Source organism: Verrucomicrobiia bacterium (assembly GCA_023953615.1).
In the GTDB taxonomy this organism is placed as follows: Bacteria; Verrucomicrobiota; Verrucomicrobiia; order Limisphaerales; family JADLHS01; genus JADLHS01.
Map to the genome: position 1 here is coordinate 2251373 of JAMLJH010000001.1, position 18635 is coordinate 2270007.

Consider the following 18635-nt stretch of genomic DNA (forward strand, 5'->3'; position numbering starts at 1 on the left):
TTTCCATGGCTAAAAACCGAAGTGTACGCTGCCTCTGCTTGCTTCGGATATGAGTCTGAGCTAGTTTCATCGCGATGAAACGGCCACCACTTAAGCGGAAAAAATTGGATTATCCCAATGTGACCAATGGCACACGTTGGGCTGCGGAAGCCCGCCGGCTTGCAAGCAAATTGACCCCAGAAGAGGAGACGGAACATTTCGCGCAGGCGATGGTGAAAATCTATGGCGGTCAGCCCAAAGAAAAGACTGGCGCTGGACGCTAATCTCCTGCTGGATCTCGCTGAAGAGAAAGATTTCGCGCACGATTTCAGGGAGGAATTCGCACGCCGCGCTTACAGCTTCTGGGTGCCACCGACGGCGCTGGCGGAATTGAATCTCCTTGCCAAGTCTGGCCGCCAGCCGCAAAGCAGGTTCGCCGATATCGCCTTGAAGAATCTTTCCGCGTGGAAGTGCCAGCCGTTGATGTTGACGACTACTGAGCTTGCCATTGCTTATCGCTTTGCCGAAAGGCTACTTGAACTGCGGCTCATTCCTGAAACGGAACTCAACGACGGCAAGATTCTGGCCCAAGCTTCTTTGGCGCAAATTCCGGCGCTGGCCACTTCTGACAAGCATTTGCTTGACGTTGACGAGGATGCGCTGTTGCTCGCTTTCAATGAAGCCGATTTGCTGCCGGTGCATCCGGTGCATCCGAAACGGCTGTCCAAAGCGTTGCGGTAGTTTGCCGAATGGGCTGCAGGCAAGCCGCTTGCGCCGCCACCGCCGCACTTTCCTGTTTTCATCCGCGCCCGTTTGTTTCATTTTACCGCAAGCAATTCGTATGGCCGAAAAATCAAAACACCATTATGACGAGAGCAAGATCAAGACGCTGAGCTCGCTCGAACACATCCGGCTGCGCACTGGCATGTACATCGGGCGCATCGGCAACGGTAATCATTACGATGACGGTTGCTACATCCTGCTCAAGGAGGTCGTGGACAACGCCATTGACGAATACATCATGGGCCACGGCAAGGAGGTCGAGATCACCATTGATGGTACGCACATTTGCGTGCGCGATTACGGGCGCGGCATCCCGCTCGGCAAGGTCGTGGACTGCGTTTCCAAGATCAATACCGGCGCGAAGTACAACGATGACGTGTTCCAGTTCAGCGTCGGCCTGAACGGGGTCGGCACGAAGGCGGTGAACGCGTTATCGAAAAACTTCATCGTGCGCAGCCATCGCGATGGCGAATTTGCCGAGGCACAATTCAAGATCGGCAAATTGAAGAAGGAGGACTCCGGCAAAACCCGCGAACCGAATGGAACTTACATCGAGTTTGAGCCGGACCCGACCATTTTCAAAGATACGGAATTCAAACCGGAACACGTCGAGCGACGGTTGCGCCATTACAGTTACCTGAACACAGGGTTGAAACTGATTCTCAACTGGGAAGGTGGAGCGCGTCACTCCGTGCGCGCCGATGACGAATCCCAATCAGCCGACGGCGCGCAGGGGACTGCGCGTCCTACCGAACATGGCCCAAAGGTGTTCCAATCACGTCACGGGCTGATGGATTTGGTGCTGGAGGATTTGTCGAGCGACGGCAGCGAGCCGTTGTATGCGCCGCTGCATTACGCGAGCAAGACGCTGGAGTTCTGTTTCACGCACAGCAACTCGCGCTACGGCGAGACGTTCTATTCGTTCGTCAATGGTCAGTACACCAGCGATGGTGGCACGCACCTGAGCGCGTTTCGCGAAGGATTGCTCAAGGCGGTGAATGAGTATTGCAGCGGCAAATTTGACGGGGACGACGTGCGTGAAGCGATGGTGGGCGCGGTGGCCATTCGATTGAAAGATCCGATCTTCGAGTCGCAGACGAAGAACAAGCTGGGCAACACGGAAATTCGCACCGACCTCGTGAACAAGGTGCGCGAGGAACTGCTGCATTTTTTCCAGCGCAACAAAACCATTGCGGACACCATTCTCGCAAAGGTGAAGGACACGCAGGAGTTGCGGAAGGAATTGCAAAGTGTGAAGAAACTGGCGCGCGAACGCGCCAAGGCGATCACGCTGCGCATCCCGCAGTTGAAGGACTGCAAAAATCATTTCGATAAGAAGAAGGAAAAAGGCAAGGGCACGATGGTCTTCATCTGTGAAGGCCAGTCCGCCGCCGGCTCGATTACGAGTTGCCGCGACGTGAACCATCAGGCCGTGTTCGTGCTCAAGGGCAAGCCGCTCAACGTCTGGGATCTCAAGCGCGACGTGATGTACAAGAACGACGAGATGTACAACCTCATGCAGGCGCTCAACGTCGAGGACAACACCGAGGGGTTGCGTTACGAAAAGGTCATCCTCGCCACCGACGCGGACGTGGACGGCATGCACATCCGTAACTTGATGATCACGTATTTCTTCAAGTTCTTCGAGCAACTCGTGCAAGCCGGGCACGTGTATGTGCTGGAAACGCCGCTGTTCCGCGTGCGCAACAAAGAAAAAACCATCTATTGCTACAGCGAAACCGAGCGCGATAACGCGGTGAAAGAACTCGGTGGGAAGCCTGAAATCACACGCTTCAAGGGCTTGGGTGAAATCAGTCCGAAGGAATTCGCACAATTCATCGGCAAGCAAATGCGGTTGAGTAAAGTGGAATACGCCCCGCGCGCCGAGTCTGCGCCCATCTTCAACTTTTACATGGGCAAGAACACGCCCGAGCGGAAGGATTACATCATGGAGCGATTGGTTGTGCCGGTGGAGGTGTGAGGCGGATGGGCGGTCTTGTGGTAGAAATTGGTGGTTGACGGGGGCTTTTTTTGCTTATCTTGCGCATCGTCGTGCTGGCCAACAAAACCGAATTGGAATGCGCTATGAAAAACACCCTCCGCAAAAACTCTCCATGTCTTTCAAATCTCAAACTTATCGGCTTTCTCATATTGTCTGCCGTACTCCTGCACTTTTCAGCATTCGCTGAATGCGGTCCGTATGGCGAAGGCCAATGTGGTGAGTGTGGCCCGCATTGGTCTGATTGGTACGCGGAGCAGTGTCCCACAAACAGCAACATCCCTTCGGTTACGCCATCTTGGTACGGTTGTGTCCAAACAGGCCAGTCGCCGCCTCAGCCAACAGTTGTGCCGCCTACTTTCGCAGGTGGTCGGAAAGCGCGCGTCGCATGGTATGATTGCAGCACTAATCTTAACTACCAATATCAAGGCATCACCTATACCGTTGGTGCGGTTCAGTGGGAGCCGCCGCTGCCGGGGACTTTTAACATAAGCCATGTGCCGTCGTTTTCTTCTTCGGCATATGTAACGATAACCAGTTCTGATCCGACAAATTGTCCTGCGCCTGTTGACGAGCAAGGACGTTACTGGATTGGAGGTTGCACATGGAACGTGGTTGATGCGGGAATCTACCTTTCACAGGTTCCTTTTGATTACTGGCCAAGTTGGGCAGAAGACCTGAAAAATCTTCTTGGCTATAATATCAACCTTCCCACGCTCGGGCCGCTCGCCGGATATCACCAAACCTACCAGCACGGCTACTGTTGCAACGACGCCATCGCCTATGTCACTTATCAAAAGCTCGGTTTTAATGGCAGCGCAAACTTTAGTCTCGACGTTGGGTCTGCGACGCTGAGGTCACTGGCGGAAAGTGTGGTTGGTGCCGCACTGGATCTTGCCGGGCTTGGTGGTCTGGGATTGGAGGGGCCAGCCACGTCCTTTATCGACACTTTTGGATTTTCCGCAACAACCCTTGGCGCGAACGGGAGCACGGATTGGAAATCTATTCACAATTACACGGATGGTTGCACTTGCTGGGGAACTTCGGCGACGTACGGATCACATACGGCTCAAGCCCAAAATCAGATTGGCATCGTCGATATACCCGAAAGCGTGTTTGCACCGTTGGGCTACAATTTCTCGATCCATATCATCGCGCTTGACGCGAATTTGTTATACCAATGGAATGAATACGACCTCTATTCCGGTGGCAACACAACTGAGATTCCGCATTTTTACAAGTACCGGCGCTTGGCCTATATTTACACTCGCTACCAGATTGGCCTTTTCCAGAATAAAGTCGCGTGGTCGGAACTTGATGAGAATCCGCCCGCCAGCCAGACAGGCACTGTGTGCGTGGGAAATGAATATCCAGGCTGAACAAGGCGTTAAATTGTGCGCGAATCTTGCTATTTTTGGTCTTCGATGAAGACAATCTGGCTTGTTGCAGTGGCATTTTCGATGGTCCCCTTTTTGTCTGGGGCCGACGATAAAGTCGCCGGACAGAAAGGGGAGTGGAGTGTTCGATTGCACGGGGGCAGCACTGACTTGGCGCTCCAGGCGTCCGGGGCTGCATCGCAGGTGGCCCAGGCGTTCGATGCGGCGCGGAAAGGCAAAAAGAATTCCTTTGCTGATTTTTGGAATTTCGACACAAACCAGCCGTCCCTTCGGATTGAAGCGCTTTACAAGGAATGGAATTCTCTAGGCGAACGATATGTCTTCCTCGTTTCGGAGGAAGCGACCCTTGGGAATGAAAAAACCTCCTCCAATCTTTGCTCCGCAATTTCAATCGTGCCGACGATGGCTCTGGGCCGCACCCCCGGTCAGGTCATCACGAACGAGCCGGTGCTTGAGCCGAGGGTGGTCTTCGCCGAAAACCTCAAAGGGGTCTGGCGGCTGTTGCCCGAGACGCAGGATAAAGTGGTTGAACAGACTTTGCTGTCCCGGGCGGCCAAGTTCCTTCACCGGCCGACATACTCGAAGGAAGAGGCGGACGCGCGACTTCGGAAATTCCGTCAGGGCTATTTGGAAATCATGAGATCGAATGGGGCGTCGCCGGCGCGGATTACCTCGCAGAAGGAACGCATTCGGGTCGAAGAGGCGGATATTCGGCTCGATAACTGGGACGCGTGGACCAACTACTATCATGCGGTCGTTCTGGATTCGCCCGGTGCTTTCAACAAGAAAGAGCCGTTTACGTACGACTACCTTACTCCGTTGTCGGCCCTGAGGTCGTACCTGAGGGCTTTCTGGACAGGCGATGCTGAAGCTCTGTTACAACATGCCGATGCCTCCGGACAGAGTTATCTGAAACAAATAGGAGTGAATGAAGCCAAGCCCCGGTCGACCTACGATATCCCCTCCATGACCCTAATTACGCCCCTGCTGACCGCCGAGACCTCCCTGGAAGGGAAGGACTATGTCCTTGTGTTCTGGAGGGCGCAGAACGATATGAACCCGAAGAATGGTTCGATCGCTCTACAAAACACGATATTCGTCCGGAGCGGTGGCGAATATCTCATGACACGCGATTTAGAAGCCTCTTATCTGGAGGATATTCTGCGCGCTGGTCAGCTCAAAGGCGGTGGCATATGGAAATACCCTGACTTTGAGAAAAAAATGAAGCAAAGCACCTTTCCTCCGTATTTTTACGCGATTCCGTGACGGCGTGCGGTTGATACGATGAAAAACAAAATTCTCTTGGCTGCAATGTTCTTCGCGCTTCCGATCTTGCTCTTGATTGTGGTCGTGAGCAAACGGGAAACAAGTTACCACGGGAAATCAGCTTCAGTTTGGTTTGAGCAAATCCAGACCCTGGGAGAAATTTGCGCAATTCATCGGCAAGGAAATGCGGTTGAGCAAAGTCGAATACGCACCGCGCGCCGAGTCGTCGCCAATCTTCAACTTCTACATGGGCAAGAACACGCCCGAGCGCAAAGACTACATCATGGATCAGCTCGTCGTGCCGGTGGAGGAGTAATCAAGCGGGAACAGCCTCGCGCATGGGGCGAGTGGTGGCAGCGGGAAGCTCTTTACCTTCCACCTGCAATTGCTCCACCTCATTCGTCACGAGTGTGCAGAGTTCGTGGTAGGTCGCTTCCTCGGTAGCGCCGTGGCACACGCCACCCCACGGGAAAAGATCGGGACAGTAGCCGACGTAGAGGCCATCATCTTCCTCCCACCGGACAAACTTTAGATATTGGTCTTGCGCTTTCATTGGCTGGCCTTACGAATCGCGTTGCGAACTTGTTTTTCCTGATAATGCTGCGCGTCATCTCCGCCCTGACCACTGAGGATCACCGCTCCGGGAAACTTCGCATGTCGGAACTTGCGGTGCGAACCTTTGCCGCCGGGAACAAGCATGAAGCCCGCCTGCTCCAAGTCGGCGACCAACTGGCGTATCTTGCGCGGCACATGATGGAAACTGCCATCTCCAATCCGAATTTACCAGCCTCAATTCATCGGCAAGCAAATGCGCTTGAGGTGCTGGCGCACGGCCACCATGTGGAATCCGCCCCGCTCGCCGAGTCCGGCCCGATCCTGAGTTTCTACATGGGCAAGAACACGCCCGAGCGGAAGGATTACATCATGGACCAGCTCGTCGTGCCGGTGGAAGAGTAGCATTGGCGTGAGTCCAGCGCCCAAAGTCGTAGCTTGCGGGCAATTAGAATCAGGCGTAGTTTTCGACCGTGAGTTTCGAGGTTCTAAAAAATGAAGTCTTGGCACTGCCCGCCGAAGCACGACGCAAGCTGATGGCGTTCATGGTGGCGTTGCAGGATGAAGGCCGCGAGGGTTACGCCGCGAAACTGGCCGCCAAGATTGATGACCAGTCTTCCGAACGCTGGCTGACACCCGAACAGTGTGAACAAAAACTGGGGCTCTCTGGTGAGTCCAAATGAGCGACGCCCGTCTGCTCATTGATATCGAAGTTCTCGAATTTTTGCGAACCCTTCACCCAAAGGAACAAGCGGGCCTTCTTAACCGCTTCCGCGAAATCGCAGCGTTCCCTTCCAAATTCTCAGACTTCGTGGAGCTTGATTCCGTCGGTCGCCGGGTGGGGGTTCACATTTTCGGCAAATTCGCCATCAAGTTCTGGGACGACTTCGCCGACCGGCACGTAAAAATTCTCGATGTTCACCCTGCTGATTGATCCAGCCGGGGTGAAATCAGCCCGAAGGAATTCACGCAATTCATCGGCAAGCAAATGCGCTTGAGGTGCTGGCGCACGGCCACCATGTGGAATCCGCCCCGCGCGCCGAGTCCGGCTCGATCCTGAGTTTCTACATGGGCAAGAACACACTCGAGCGGAAGAGGATCCGCGCGGTAGGCAAGGGTTGTCGCGAGAAAACAATTTTACGAGCGGGTCAGGATGAGGTGTTTTGAATCGCGAACTACGCGAAAACAAATCAATGGCTGATTGCCGCAGTAATGCGTCGCATCAGCCGCGCCTCGTGCCCGGGGTCCCGGGCGGCTCGTTGCAAGTCGTGCTCCCACACGCGCAACACCCGCCAACCCGTCCGCCGCAACACGCGCGTCACCCGCGTGTCCCGGGCCTGATTGCCTTGGATTTTTCTCCGCCACCACGCCGCCCGATTTGTCGGCCAAGTCGCGTGTTTCGGGCAACCGTGCCAGAAGCAACCATCCACAAAGACGGCCAGTTTGATTTTTGGGAAAACAAAATCCGGTTTCACGCGAAAGATAGGAGCAGTGCGCCGCGCTGCCTCCGACGGTAAAATCATCGGAAGCTTGCGTTCGCGATCCGGGCACCGACGCCGTCGGGCGACGTTCCTGCCCCGGATCTCGAATTGTCGCCGCCAGCCGGTGAGGTGATGTCGCCGGAATAATTTCGCCAGTGCCAGTTCCGTGTTCTTGTTTCCCTGCCCGCGAATCCGTGACATCACTTCCGACCGCTTCGCCTTGGTGAAAACGTCAGCCATTGCTTCTTAACCACGGATGGACACGGATGGACACGGATTCATTTGCCACAATAGAACACAAGAGAGGCAGAATTGCTTCACCTTCTCCGCCTCGACCGGCGAGAGAGCCGGGGTGAGGTGTCGAATTCATTTTGTGTTCCGTACGTTTTCTCGTGGCGCTTCATTCCGCGAAGCCATCGCCGTGTTCAAACGCCAGCGCCAGCCGCCGTTCGATTTCATCGGGTTCGTGCGTGTGCATCCGGTCGTAAAGCCCTGACCACGCTGCGTCGGAGCAATACAATTCCACGTCAGCCAGCTCGCCCGCATTCGCCCGACGCCATGCTTCGGCGGCAAAGCGTTTCAACACGTGCGGCCAGCCGCTGTCCGTATCCTCGAAGCCATCGGGATGCAGGCCGGGAAAGAGATACGCAACGGCTGACCACGTACGCACGAATTGTTCATGCGGCAGATTTTCAAGCGGGTGGGCAAGCGAAAGTCGCACTTCGCGCCCAGCACTTCGCAGAGAATTTGGAACATGGCTGATCGTTTTCATGGAATCCAAGCTAACCCCAGCAACACAGTTTGCCAGGAAAAATTTTAATCAAAAAGTTTGGCGACAACCTCCGCGATTTGTTTTGCCAGCAATGGCGGCACGGCGTTCCCAACTTGGTGGTATTGTTCCGTGCGCGGGCCTTCAAAAAAATAATTGTCCGGGAAGGTTTGCAGGCGTGCTGCCTCCCGCACGGTCAAGCTCCGGCACTGTGACGGATCGTAATGAATGTAGTAGTGTCCGTCCTTCGCAATGTGCGATACGACGGTCGTCGAAGGACGCCCGCTCACTTGGACACGGAAGCGGTCGTTGAATTTGTTTTCCTTCAGTGCTTGTCTCACATTTTCATGCTTCGGCAACAATGCTTTTGGAAAATCTTCCAGCAGAGGTGATCGCCCGAGTTTGCGGGCAAGGACGGCAGCGAAGAAGTAGCGGTGAAGGTCAGCGCGAATGTGACTGCGGGTTTCGTGGTTGCAGACGCCTTTGAGCTTTGGGTCAACAAACCAGTCCTTGTGAATCTCCGGCTTCACGCTTTCAGGGAGAAAAAGAGCCCCGCGCGTCAGTGTTGTGCCGACTCGTTTCGCCGCGCTGGTGAAGGCGGCTCGCAACTCGGCTGCGATTTCGCCGTTTCCAAACCATTTGAACGACAGCAACTCATGCACGGCATCGCGCCACGCTTCAGCGGAATCTGGCTCTTTTGACAAGCCGCTCCGCAAGCGCGGAAGATCGCCGACGACCTGTTCAATCGCGACTTGTGCCTTGCCCGGCTTCAAGAACGAGTCGGGTTTGGTTGGCCAATCCGAACGCACGCCGAGGATAATGATTCGATGTCGGGCTTGTGGAATCTGGAACTCCTCGGAGCGCAGCACAAAATCCTCTGGCTTGAAATGGCCGAGCAATTCTCCCGCAGTCGCAACAAGCGGGAAGAAATCGTATTTCAAATCTACCTTCCTGCCCGTGCCGGTGGCAAAAAGCGGATGCTCCAAGTCGGCGCGGATTTGATCGAAGATGTGCTCCTTCTTCATCTTCGCTGAGAGAAGTCCTTTGACGTTCTCCATCACAAATACCGGCGGCTTATGCGCGGCGAGAATCCGGAGGTACTCCCGGTAAAGAAAATGTTTTTCGTCGGTGGCAAACTTCGGATCGTTTGCGCGTCGCGAACGTCCTACCAGTGAGTAGGCTTGACATGGCGGCCCACCGATCAGGACCCAGTTCTCCATCTTTTTGCCAAGTGCGACTCTAATGCGCTTGTCCACTTCCTCGTTTGGCGTCTCCCCAAGTTTGGCAAGCCACGCTTCACTGGTTGCCTGCCCTGCTTCAACTGGATGGCACCCGAACAATTTCTCGCGTTTGATTTCGCCACGAAGATATTCGTAAAAAGCTTCGGGCGCACTTTCGGGCGAAAACTCGCGGAAGAATGCTCGCAACTCCAGCGTTCGATGCGCGTGCTCGTCTTTCTCAATCGAGAGTTTGATTTTGAAAACGCGTTCGCTTGGGTTGGCGAGAAGCGCGGAAAATCCTTCACCTAAACCGCCAGGGCCAGCAAACAAATCGATTACGGGAATTGGCATCGCGAAGACGGCTACACCGTTGTCGAACGAAAACGGTCAAATTCTTTCGGGAGCAAGGCAAGCAATTCATCCGCGCTCATGCCATAGAGGTAAAAGGTCAGGTCAAGTTGGTTGAGCAATGCCGCCAAGCGACGGGCCGCACCTTTCACACTCGAACCAGCCCCTCGCTTAAATGATTTTTTCCCCGCGTCGTAGTAAAGCCGCGTCGCGAGTTCAACGATGCCACGATTGGTGACGAGTTCCTTGCGCGAAGCAAGTTGCTCCACAATTTCGCCAGGCTTCCAAAGCGGATTGCACAGCATTGCAATGGCACGCTCCGGTTGGTCATGATGCGCCCGCACGATCAGGAAAGGCCCTAACAGCAAGTGCCGATAAAATCGTTGGTGGTTATCGAGTAGCGGCATCAAGCGCGCCTCATTCTGAGCATCGCGGTTGCCATTTCCATCCGCCGGACACACCTCGTCGAAATAAAACAAAGTGAGCCATGTCCACAACCCGCGGTCTCGCTCGGGCAATGCGATGCCGGAATGTTCCAGCAATTCATTCAGAAAGCACCCGGCATCCAGTCGCGTCTCGAAAGTGCGCTTGGGAACTTTGATCTCACCCGCGATTTCTTCTGTCAACGCAGGGTCTTCGAGTATTTGAACGGGCGGTGGTAAGTTGGGTTCGAGTGTTAGGCGCGCACGATATATTGCGAACTCGGTAATGCCATCACCGTTGAAGCGGCGCAGTTTCATCGCTTGCCCTCCTGTTCTCTATCCCAAATTGTCCGTAGTTGCATCCGCCGTGCGAACGCTGTGACTGCCTCCTCAATCCAAGTGTCACGTTCCTGTTTCTGTCCCGCCGACGGAACGGGCGGAAGTCCGCCAAGATTTCGTGCAAAACGAATCCAGTCCGATTGCCAATCAGCATCCTCTTCGTCCTCCGTCCAATTATCTTCGATAAGAACCTTCGCCAAAATGCGACGCAACACTTCGGGATAAACAAGCGCGATGAAATACGGCGAGCGCGCCAGTTCCTTCCAACTTGGCATGGCATCGCGGTTCACCAACAGCTGCGGCGGCTCGTGTTCCAAGTCGAGTTTCCACAACTCCTGATCCAGAGCGTCAGGCACGGGCACGAGCAAATGACGTCGTCTGTCATCGGCTTCGCCCGCTTTCACTGGCTGGATGCCGTCCACTTCGCCGACGAGCTTGCGGCTTTCTTGACCGGGCGGCTGAACAACCCGCACGCGAAACAACACACCGTCGGGCACATCGAACTCGGTAAGAAGCCGGTTGGTTGGCACGCGCACGGCGGAAATCGTTCCCCATGACCACTGCATCCAGAGGTTTTGCCGGTGAGCTTCAACCCATATCTCAGCGTTGTGTGGAAACTTGTAGTGCGCCAGTTTCAAATCTGCATCGAACGCCCACACCTTGCCATCCGCGCGCACGGTGACAGACACATCCTTGCGCACGATGCTACGTCGCCCCGTGTAGTTAAACGTCCGCTTCATGGTCTCCTTTCAACTCGATGGCGCGCACGACCAAATCGCGCTTGGTGTCAAAGCCCGAGACCCCGAACAAGAAATCAGGTTTTCGGATTTCCAATTCAATACAGTTGCCATTCTCGCGCGTGACCATAACGCCATTTGGTTTCGGGTCATGACGCAACGGTTGCCGCATGAAGGCAAAATCATCTGACGCCCAGCGCTTGATTGCATTGCCACGACGGACGGCATAGCCCGCTTCGATTTGCAACTTGGCAGGCAGGGATTCAAACGACGTGCTACCTGGCTTGAGCAGAAAACCGCCTTTAATTGACTCCAAAACAAATCGCTTTGGTTTTGGTGGCGGAGGTGGAGATGGAGGCTCGGGGGGGACATCCGGCTTGCCCGGTTCGGGCTTCTTCTTTCGCTCGACCGCACCTTCATCCGTTGGCAGATAGAAAATGTGGAGTAGAAGGTTTGGGTCGCCTTTTGTCTCAGCGGCGTGCAAACGCTGTATGATTTCAAAAACACTCCGGCTGACAAACTTGATTGTGTCCGGACCGTGGACGTAGCGACCGTGAAATTTTGGCGAATCTTTTTGCCACTGCGTGTGATTGACTCCTTCTGCATCGCCAAGCAATCCGGCCAGCGGCGGGTCATCCGCGACCACAAGTGAACGCGTTCCGGACATTAGCGGCGACCTGACATCGGTGATGACGATCCCATCGCGGAGAAAAATTGGTCGATGCCCTGAGTCGCGACACGTTGTCAGATAAACCGTGAAGAATGACATTTTCTCCAGACCAACATTGAATTTCGGACGTACTCGAACCGGTATCTTGATTGCGACACGCTGCTCTTTCTCCAAGCGGGTGCGGATTTCATCCAGTTTGGCCTCTGGCAAAAGTTGCTCGCTAATTTGCGCCCACTGTGGCTTGACTGCAGCCTGTTCTGAGAGGCTCACTATTTCCGCAGGTTTTGCAATCGAAGCCCAGCTTGCAAACTCAATCACGGCAGCTTCAGTAGCGAACAGAAGCTCGCGGTGAGTGGCCAGCGTCTCGGCGTTGATCGACCAGGATTTTTCCGGGGATTCTAATTCCACCTCCAGCTCACCCAACAGGATTGGCCAGAAGAAACTCCGCACAATTCCACGGCGCAGGTCATCGGTATTCACCCGTTCATCAACCGAGGGAACAACGATTGACAGGCCGGTTTCATTCTTGCGCTCCAAGCCAAACACACTTGAAAATGAGTCAGTGAATTCTCCAGATGTCACGGGCAGAACGGGGTTGTCGTCGTTTTCTCGACATCCGAACCATGCATCGGGCTGAAAGTCTTTGCCACCGACGGAGTGGTTGCGGACAATTGCTGTTCCCATGAGCGCGCGGTTCGGTGAATCCGCCCGCACCGTAAGCCCGAATATTGCGTGCAGCCGGCTGGCAGTCGGAAACACTTGTTTGCCAATTCCCCAACGGCCAAGATTCTCGCCCGTCTTTGCCGAGCGGCCTTCGGCCCGGAAGAAGCTGAAGAACGCATTCTTCTCCGCGTATTCGAGCCGATACTCGTTTACGTCGCCGGTGAGTCCGCGCGTGCCAAAATCTTCAAAAACAAGATAACCAAGGTCGGCAGCCAAAAGCGGATCAATACTTGCAATGCCAATTCCGCGGGAAAAGTTTTCGCGAGCAGACGCGAACTGCTCGATCAAAAAATTCCGTGCCGCTGTAGAGGCTTTGGGTTGGAAGGCAATCCGTACCCGCACTTGGCGCACGCCGCCTTGATTGCGCTGGGCAGCATCAAGTGAGTTTTGAATTCCCTCACGAACCAACGCCTCACTGAAATTCTCCAGACTTTCAGCGGTGAAGAACGCATCGTTTGCCGAGTCGCGCATTCGGTCGCACGCGCGGCGCGTGTTGAAATGCCATTGTGGTTTCATCTCTATTTGAGCCAGTTGATTTTGATTTCCTTTTCCACTTCCTTGAATTCCGGGTCGCCGGTGAGGAGTTCGCAATTTCTGATCTTTGCCAACGCAGCGGCGAAACAGTCGGCGTAGGACATTTTGTGCGTGGCCTTGTAGATGGCGGCTTGCTTTGCTAGCTGGAGATCGTCGCCCACGCCCACGATGTCAATGGGTAGCGCGGCTATCTCGCGGGCGGTTTGCTCGGCGGCTTCCTGCGAAACTTCGCGCATGGTGTTGTAGTAAATCTCGCCCCAGTTTACGACGCTCAACAAGAGCTTGTGCTTGTCCGCCGCCGCCTGCCCCAGCAGTTTTTCCACGGCTTCTGCCGCCGGTTCGTCCTCCAGGAACGCGATGAGCGCCCAGCTATCCAAGACTTTGGTGGCCATAGGTCAGTTCAATTCTGAGTCCGGCACGTCACTCCGGGCAAATCAAGGTTGAAGGGTGAATGAAGAAGGTCAAATTGCCACACCTCACCCTGACCCTCTCCCCTCCATCCGATGGAGTCGAGAGGGAATAGCGTTCGCATGATTGGTGTAGTTCGCGGTTTCATTTGCGAGTGTTGTGTTCTTTTGCGGCCATGAATCAAAGCTCCCGTTCCGCCTTACGGTCTTCCATCATCGCCTTCAACACGCCCTTGCCCTTGAGCGAACCGCGCAACCCACGAATGAATTTGGTGGTGACGGGTTTAAGGAGGATGCCTTCCGGCGTGGCTTCCACGTAGGCGCGCGTGCCCTCCTCAATCTCAAATTCCTTGCGCAATCGTCGGGGAATGACGACCTGGCCTTTGATCGAGAAGTAAACCGATTCCGCTTTTGTTATCATATTCGCAAAGATCCTACTTACATATCAAAGTAAGTCAATAGTTAGTCTGTTAGAAATTACTTACTGGACTTCGATTGCTCCCCTGGAGCGGTGGGTCGTGCGGAGGGGAATGGTCCAGACTGGCGTGAGTTTTGCCCTTCGGCTAGGGTGCGCGCATGAAGATTCGTCGGATCTTACGCTGGTTCTTTTTGACGCTGCTTGGCCTGGTCGGGCTGCTCGGGGTGATCGTGGGTTCCGCCTGGTGGTATTTCCATCCATCCGTCGAGCGCACGGATGGAATCGTGTATGGCCGGCGCGGGGAACGGGAGCTGGCGTTGGACGTCATCAAACCGCATCGGGCGAATGGCCTCGGCGTCTTGGTGATGGTCAGCGGTGGTTGGAAATCAAAGCATCCTGGCGAACTCAGCACCTGGATGGCGGCGTCCCTGTTGCGTCGGGGTTACACGGTGATTCCGGTCTATCATGTGTCACAACCCGAGGCGAGCATCATGGAGATCATCACGGATGTGAACCGCGCCGTGCGCTTCGTTCGCCATCACGCTCGTGAATACGACATAGACCCGCAACGACTGGGCGTCACGGGGGGCAGCGCTGGAGGTCACCTGAGTTTGATGCTGGCAACGCGCGGCGGGCCGGGGCCGGCGGACGCAAGCGACCCGGTGGATCGCGAGAGCAGCGCAGTGCAATCGGTGGCAATCTTTTTTCCCGTGACGGATTTGTTGAACCTCGGCAAGTCCACGGAAAACCTGGGTGACGGTGGTCCGCCCAAAAGCTTCCGGCGCGCGTTCGGTCCGGAGGGAACGAACCTGCCGGTCTGGCAGGTGATTGGCCGCGATTGCTCGCCGATTTATCATGTGACGACGAATCTGCCGCCCATCCTCATCTATCATGGCGACGCCGACACGCTGACGCCGCTTGAACAATCCGAGTGGTTCATCGCGAAAACGGAGGCAGTTGGGCATCCCGCCAAACTGGTCGTGCATCACGGCGGCCATCATGGTTGGCCCAGCATGATTTTTGATCTTCGCCGTTTTGCCGATTGGTTTGATCAAACGCTGCGAAATCCGAAGTGAAGCCGCCAGGCGCAAGGGCGGCTCGTCATTGGCCGCGCTTGAGCAAGGTGATCACCGCCGCATGGGTGAGGATTACATCCGGGTCGCGCTGCAACGCGTCGTAGTAGTGTGCGGAAAATCCGTGGCCGGCTTCCGAGGCGACGAGCAATTGCTCAGCCTGCTGGCGGAGCGCGGCGGCTTGGGATGCATCAAGCGGATGCCGCTTCGTATCGAGCGCCTGATCCATGCTGACGATCAGAAGCGAGAGCGGATGCAGCCAGGCGAACCACGGATCGGTGGTCAGCAGGTGGAGGAAATGGTTGGGTGTGGGGATTTTACCCATGGTCAACTCGTAACTGACGCGTTCGGATTCCACCAGGGCCTTGTGCAAACGCAGCAGCGCCTCGCGCAGTTTCGTCAGTTGCGCGGCGGTCATTTCACTTTTGAAAACGGGTTGAGTCAAAGCGGGCCTCGACGCGGCTACAGGCTGTTCAACACGTCCACCATCTGGCGCAGGCGGCCGTAATCGCGACGGTTGAAGCCGAACGCAATGCGCTGCTGTTCGAGGCAATCCTGATCTTCGCGCTCCTCGGGCGTGGGTTCGATGCGCTTGATGGGCGCGCCCGAAATGAGGTCGGCAAAATCTTCATTCATGGCTTCCAGCGCGGTGTCGGTCGGCGCGTGACGCAGCCGGATCACCAGCAGGTCTTTGACAAAGCGGGTCGAATGGAAATTGCGATAAAACCGGGAGACAATTTTCACCGCTTCATCGGCATTATCGGTGATGCGATAGAGATGCAAATCGTCGGGTGAAATCAGTCCGTCGCGCAGCAGATGTTCCCGGATGTTTTTATCCCACGTTTTCCAGTACGTGCCGCCGGGTTTATCCACCAACACCAGCGGCATGAGCTGGCTCTTGCCGGTTTGCATGAGCGTGATCGCTTCGTAACCTTCATCCATGGTGCCGAAACCGCCGGGGAAAAGGACGATGGCATCCGAGTGGCGGATGAACGTGAGTTTGCGCGTGAAGAAGTATTTGAAGGTGACCAGCTTTTTATCCTGGGCGATGACGGGATTGGCGTTCTGTTCCCACGGCAACCGGATGTTCGCGCCGAAGCTGTTCTCCGAACCGGCGCCTTCATGTCCGGCCTGCATGATGCCCGAACCCGCGCCGGTAATGACCATGAACCCGGCCTGGACAATCTTGTGGCCGAACTCGACGGCCGTTTGATATTCCAATTTGTTCGACGCGGTGCGGGCCGAGCCGAAGATGGTCACTTTGCGGCGGCGGGCGTAGGGCGCGAACAAACGGTAAGCGTAACGCAACTCGCGCACGGCGGTTTGAATGACCCGCACGTCGCCGGTGTCCTTCACGTCCTGCAGCAGTTTCAGCGCGTTTTCGATGATGTCCGCCACGGCTTCTTCGTTGTAGCCGCCGCCTTTGAATTTGATGAGTTCCAGGACCCGCCGATGTAATTCCGGGTCCACCGAAGCTTTTTCAGATTTCACACTCACAAGACAAAATGATGCTGATTAATTGGTTGGCAATTTAACCGTTCAACCCATCGCGCAATCCTTAAGGTGTCGAAGGGGTATTAGCCGGGGTTGGGGATTGATCCGCTTCTCCGGGCGGCTCCTTGGGTTCCAATTGCGGCGGTACGGCGACGGGTGGCGCGTCGTCCGACCAGCGCTTGTAATCCCAGAGAATCAATTGCTCCGGGAAATAGCGTGGTTGGGCGAAACGCAGCGGGAACTTTTCCGGCGCACGATTGCGGAGCAGCGATTCAAGAATGAACGTGGGCCAACTGCGGTCGCCCGATCGCACCCAATCGGTCAGGATGCGGCTGTCCGTCGTCTCCGGTGTCAGGTAAAGGCAGCGGATAGGCTTGATGTAATCATGCACCTGATAAAACTGCCCTTCGGGATTGCGCGTGAGCCACAAGCACTGGCGGTTGCCGTACCAGGCCACGGCCCACGGAATATCGCTGATCATCATCTCATCGGGGCGCAGGTACTGCGCGATGTCTTGCATCGCCGGCGGATAATAAGGCGGATAATTGAGCGGGCGCACCTTGGGCGAAATCAGGGTGAACGCCAGCGGCAGATTGACGAGGACGGCAAACAAACCGATCACGATGTAACGCAGCTCGCGAATCTTGAGGTTCATTTGATCCAGCAGTTGGAAGAACAAGCCCGCGCCGTAAATGAAAATCAGCGGCACCAGCAGAATGAGCAGATTTTCCGAATTGAACTCGGGTCGTTCCACCGACAATTGGGTTTTGCCCATCGCCTGCACCAGAAACAAGGTGAACAAAGCCGCGAGAATAAAATAGCGCAGCCGGCGGATTGCGAGGCTGCGATACGAGAGCAGCAGTCCGGTCAAAAACATCGCGCTGACCCAGGTGCCGCCCAGCCGCGGCAGCGCGTCCGTGATGAGATCGCGGGCGTTGTACACAAATTTGTAGAAGAAGATGGGCAGCGTGATGCCGCGAAAGTCCGGGGCGAGCGAGCGTTGCAGGCGAAATTCCGGCAACGCGAAAGTGCCCTCCAGCAGCGCGTAACCCGCCGTCCCGAAAGGCGTGCCGCTGACGTGGAAGTTCCGCCAAATCCAGGGCGTGACGATGATTAAAAACGCCGCGCTGATCAGGAGGAGAACGCGCCAGCGTCGCAACGCGCAAATGATGCCGACGTAAACCAGCACGGGGACCAGCAGCCAGCCGAAGGAGTAGGTCGTCAACATGCCCACTCCGAGCAACAGGCCGATCAGCAGCGCGAGCCAGATTTGGGCGCGCGGACTCCAGACCGGGTCGCGTTCTTCCCGCTCAATCCAGATCAGACCCCAGATCAGCCCTTGAAAAATCAGCATCAACAGCAGCGTGGGCAAGCCGGTCACGCTGAAATGCCAGAGCACTTCGCAGCAAATCATCAGGGCAAACGACAGCCACGCGACCGAACGGTCGAAGAGTTTTCGCGCCAGAAAGAACACAACGACGGCGTTGAGGATCAGCAGGCTTTGATTCAACAGCGCGAGCAGGAAGTCCGGCTGATACCGCCAGAAACGCCGGGCCGATGTTTGCTTTAATTCTTCCGGCGTCAGGTCGGCCAATTGGGAATTGGGGACACTCCAGAACGGGTCAACGACGTTGATCGGATAACGGAACGGCAGCACCTTCATCGCCCCCGCCAGGAAGAGCGGATAAACCGGCGGGTTGGCCAGATCGGGATGCATGACCTCCTTCACTTCGGCCAGATCGGGACGCTCGCCCGACGCCGGGTTTGCCGCGCGACCTTGATTGTGCGTCTGAACGAGATACAGACTGAGCGGCCGGATCAAATGCGTGGTGAAGCCGTTTCCATCGGCGATGTTGCGCGCGACCTGGGCGGCATCCATGGCTTCCTGGTTGTTCAGGTTGCGAAAGTCGCGCCAGTTATAGACGACCAGCAGGATGCCCACCAGCAGCCCCACGAACACGATCCGAAACCCGCTGCCGCCGCGTTCTTCAAACTTGTGAATCCAATCCTGAATTGACGGCATA

The 18635-nt window shown here is 55.7% G+C and carries 22 protein-coding genes; 9 read left to right on the forward strand and 13 right to left on the reverse strand.

Annotation, left to right across the window (positions count from 1 at the left end; translation table 11 throughout):
* The first annotated feature begins 222 nt into the window (after nt 1-222).
* From M9920_09405 to M9920_09425, 5 genes are all read left to right on the forward strand, one after another.
* A complete protein-coding gene (locus tag M9920_09405) occupies nt 223-720 on the forward strand; it encodes a PIN domain-containing protein (protein MCO5052507.1) in 498 nt (165 codons plus the stop codon).
* Between the two features lie 100 nt (nt 721-820).
* A complete protein-coding gene (locus M9920_09410) occupies nt 821-2743 on the forward strand; it encodes a toprim domain-containing protein (protein ID MCO5052508.1) in 1923 nt (640 codons plus the stop codon).
* Between the two features lie 104 nt (nt 2744-2847).
* On the forward strand, nt 2848-4140 hold the full coding sequence (locus M9920_09415) for a hypothetical protein (GenBank protein MCO5052509.1): 1293 nt from the start codon (nt 2848-2850) through the stop codon (nt 4138-4140).
* Between the two features lie 45 nt (nt 4141-4185).
* Nucleotides 4186-5424: a hypothetical protein gene (locus tag M9920_09420; protein MCO5052510.1), complete on the forward strand. Its 1239-nt coding sequence runs from the start codon at nt 4186-4188 to the stop codon at nt 5422-5424.
* A 133-nt stretch (nt 5425-5557) separates the two neighbouring features.
* On the forward strand, nt 5558-5740 hold the full coding sequence (locus M9920_09425; protein ID MCO5052511.1) for a hypothetical protein: 183 nt from the start codon (nt 5558-5560) through the stop codon (nt 5738-5740).
* On the opposite strand, the gene M9920_09430 is transcribed toward M9920_09425, so the two are convergent.
* Together M9920_09430 and M9920_09435 are read right to left on the reverse strand one after the other, a co-directional pair.
* A complete protein-coding gene (locus M9920_09430; GenBank protein ID MCO5052512.1) occupies nt 5741-5977 on the reverse strand; it encodes a pilus assembly protein HicB in 237 nt (78 codons plus the stop codon).
* A complete protein-coding gene (locus M9920_09435) occupies nt 5974-6174 on the reverse strand; it encodes a type II toxin-antitoxin system HicA family toxin (GenBank protein MCO5052513.1) in 201 nt (66 codons plus the stop codon). Before M9920_09435 ends, M9920_09430 begins: the two co-directional genes overlap by 4 nt.
* Between M9920_09435 and M9920_09440 the strand changes: the two genes are divergently transcribed.
* The 3 genes from M9920_09440 (at nt 6079) to M9920_09450 (ending at nt 6910) form a co-directional block, all read left to right on the forward strand.
* On the forward strand, nt 6079-6381 hold the full coding sequence (locus M9920_09440) for a hypothetical protein (GenBank protein MCO5052514.1): 303 nt from the start codon (nt 6079-6081) through the stop codon (nt 6379-6381). The genes M9920_09435 and M9920_09440 overlap by 96 nt on opposite strands.
* Nucleotides 6382-6449: 68 nt before the next feature.
* Nucleotides 6450-6659, forward strand: a complete 210-nt coding sequence (locus M9920_09445; protein ID MCO5052515.1) for a hypothetical protein — start codon at nt 6450-6452, stop codon at nt 6657-6659.
* Nucleotides 6656-6910 (forward strand): hypothetical protein, encoded by a 255-nt coding sequence (locus M9920_09450; protein ID MCO5052516.1) that lies wholly within the window; start codon nt 6656-6658, stop codon nt 6908-6910. Before M9920_09445 ends, M9920_09450 begins: the two co-directional genes overlap by 4 nt.
* 256 nt (nt 6911-7166) lie before the next feature.
* Here M9920_09450 and M9920_09455 read toward each other — a convergent pair whose 3' ends face one another.
* From M9920_09455 to M9920_09490, 8 genes are all read right to left on the reverse strand, one after another.
* On the reverse strand, nt 7167-7697 hold the full coding sequence (locus M9920_09455; protein ID MCO5052517.1) for a very short patch repair endonuclease: 531 nt from the start codon (nt 7695-7697) through the stop codon (nt 7167-7169).
* Between the two features lie 160 nt (nt 7698-7857).
* Nucleotides 7858-8127 carry a hypothetical protein gene (locus M9920_09460; protein MCO5052518.1) on the reverse strand — a complete coding sequence of 90 codons (270 nt, stop codon included), beginning with the start codon at nt 8125-8127 and terminating at the stop codon, nt 7858-7860.
* Nucleotides 8128-8273: 146 nt separating this feature from the next.
* Complete coding sequence (locus tag M9920_09465; GenBank protein MCO5052519.1) at nt 8274-9797, reverse strand: DNA cytosine methyltransferase; 1524 nt, start codon at nt 9795-9797, stop codon at nt 8274-8276.
* An 11-nt stretch (nt 9798-9808) separates the two neighbouring features.
* On the reverse strand, nt 9809-10534 hold the full coding sequence (locus M9920_09470) for a hypothetical protein (protein ID MCO5052520.1): 726 nt from the start codon (nt 10532-10534) through the stop codon (nt 9809-9811).
* The gene (locus M9920_09475; GenBank protein ID MCO5052521.1) at nt 10531-11256 is read right to left on the reverse strand and encodes a hypothetical protein; all 726 of its coding nucleotides are present in this window, start codon (nt 11254-11256) and stop codon (nt 10531-10533) included. The genes M9920_09470 and M9920_09475 overlap by 4 nt, the downstream gene beginning before the upstream one ends.
* Nucleotides 11257-11278: 22 nt before the next feature.
* Nucleotides 11279-13201: a hypothetical protein gene (locus tag M9920_09480; protein MCO5052522.1), complete on the reverse strand. Its 1923-nt coding sequence runs from the start codon at nt 13199-13201 to the stop codon at nt 11279-11281.
* 2 nt (nt 13202-13203) lie between these two features.
* A complete protein-coding gene (locus tag M9920_09485; protein ID MCO5052523.1) occupies nt 13204-13611 on the reverse strand; it encodes a type II toxin-antitoxin system VapC family toxin in 408 nt (135 codons plus the stop codon).
* Nucleotides 13612-13807: 196 nt separating this feature from the next.
* Complete coding sequence (locus M9920_09490; GenBank protein MCO5052524.1) at nt 13808-14047, reverse strand: AbrB/MazE/SpoVT family DNA-binding domain-containing protein; 240 nt, start codon at nt 14045-14047, stop codon at nt 13808-13810.
* A 155-nt stretch (nt 14048-14202) separates the two neighbouring features.
* On the opposite strand from M9920_09490, the gene M9920_09495 reads away from it, so the two are divergent.
* The gene (locus tag M9920_09495) at nt 14203-15120 is read left to right on the forward strand and encodes an alpha/beta hydrolase (GenBank protein MCO5052525.1); all 918 of its coding nucleotides are present in this window, start codon (nt 14203-14205) and stop codon (nt 15118-15120) included.
* A 25-nt stretch (nt 15121-15145) separates the two neighbouring features.
* On the opposite strand, the gene M9920_09500 is transcribed toward M9920_09495, so the two are convergent.
* The 3 genes from M9920_09500 to M9920_09510 form a co-directional block, all read right to left on the reverse strand.
* Nucleotides 15146-15535 (reverse strand): hypothetical protein, encoded by a 390-nt coding sequence (locus M9920_09500; GenBank protein MCO5052526.1) that lies wholly within the window; start codon nt 15533-15535, stop codon nt 15146-15148.
* A gap of 44 nt (nt 15536-15579) precedes the next feature.
* A complete protein-coding gene (locus M9920_09505) occupies nt 15580-16614 on the reverse strand; it encodes a TIGR00730 family Rossman fold protein (GenBank protein ID MCO5052527.1) in 1035 nt (344 codons plus the stop codon).
* Nucleotides 16615-16675: 61 nt separating this feature from the next.
* Nucleotides 16676-18634, reverse strand: coding sequence for a hypothetical protein (locus M9920_09510; protein ID MCO5052528.1), 1959 nt, complete (start codon nt 18632-18634; stop codon nt 16676-16678).
* Between the last annotated feature and the right edge of the window lies 1 nt (nt 18635).

Excerpts from the sequence above, each read along its gene's own strand:
- M9920_09405 (MCO5052507.1), top strand. The coding sequence starts at position 223 with ATGGCGGTCAGCCCAAAGAAAAGACTGGCGCTGGACGCTAATCTCCTG.
- M9920_09410 (MCO5052508.1), top strand. The coding sequence starts at position 821 with ATGGCCGAAAAATCAAAACACCATTATGACGAGAGCAAGATCAAGACG.
- M9920_09415 (MCO5052509.1), top strand. The coding sequence starts at position 2,848 with ATGAAAAACACCCTCCGCAAAAACTCTCCATGTCTTTCAAATCTCAAA.
- M9920_09420 (MCO5052510.1), top strand. The coding sequence starts at position 4,186 with ATGAAGACAATCTGGCTTGTTGCAGTGGCATTTTCGATGGTCCCCTTT.
- M9920_09430 (MCO5052512.1), bottom strand. The coding sequence starts at position 5,977 with ATGAAAGCGCAAGACCAATATCTAAAGTTTGTCCGGTGGGAGGAAGAT.
- M9920_09440 (MCO5052514.1), top strand. The coding sequence starts at position 6,079 with ATGTCGGAACTTGCGGTGCGAACCTTTGCCGCCGGGAACAAGCATGAA.
- M9920_09450 (MCO5052516.1), top strand. The coding sequence starts at position 6,656 with ATGAGCGACGCCCGTCTGCTCATTGATATCGAAGTTCTCGAATTTTTG.
- M9920_09455 (MCO5052517.1), bottom strand. The coding sequence starts at position 7,697 with ATGGCTGACGTTTTCACCAAGGCGAAGCGGTCGGAAGTGATGTCACGG.
- M9920_09465 (MCO5052519.1), bottom strand. The coding sequence starts at position 9,797 with ATGCCAATTCCCGTAATCGATTTGTTTGCTGGCCCTGGCGGTTTAGGT.
- M9920_09470 (MCO5052520.1), bottom strand. The coding sequence starts at position 10,534 with ATGAAACTGCGCCGCTTCAACGGTGATGGCATTACCGAGTTCGCAATA.
- M9920_09480 (MCO5052522.1), bottom strand. The coding sequence starts at position 13,201 with ATGAAACCACAATGGCATTTCAACACGCGCCGCGCGTGCGACCGAATG.
- M9920_09485 (MCO5052523.1), bottom strand. The coding sequence starts at position 13,611 with ATGGCCACCAAAGTCTTGGATAGCTGGGCGCTCATCGCGTTCCTGGAG.
- M9920_09490 (MCO5052524.1), bottom strand. The coding sequence starts at position 14,047 with ATGATAACAAAAGCGGAATCGGTTTACTTCTCGATCAAAGGCCAGGTC.
- M9920_09495 (MCO5052525.1), top strand. The coding sequence starts at position 14,203 with ATGAAGATTCGTCGGATCTTACGCTGGTTCTTTTTGACGCTGCTTGGC.
- M9920_09500 (MCO5052526.1), bottom strand. The coding sequence starts at position 15,535 with ATGACCGCCGCGCAACTGACGAAACTGCGCGAGGCGCTGCTGCGTTTG.
- M9920_09510 (MCO5052528.1), bottom strand. The coding sequence starts at position 18,634 with ATGCCGTCAATTCAGGATTGGATTCACAAGTTTGAAGAACGCGGCGGC.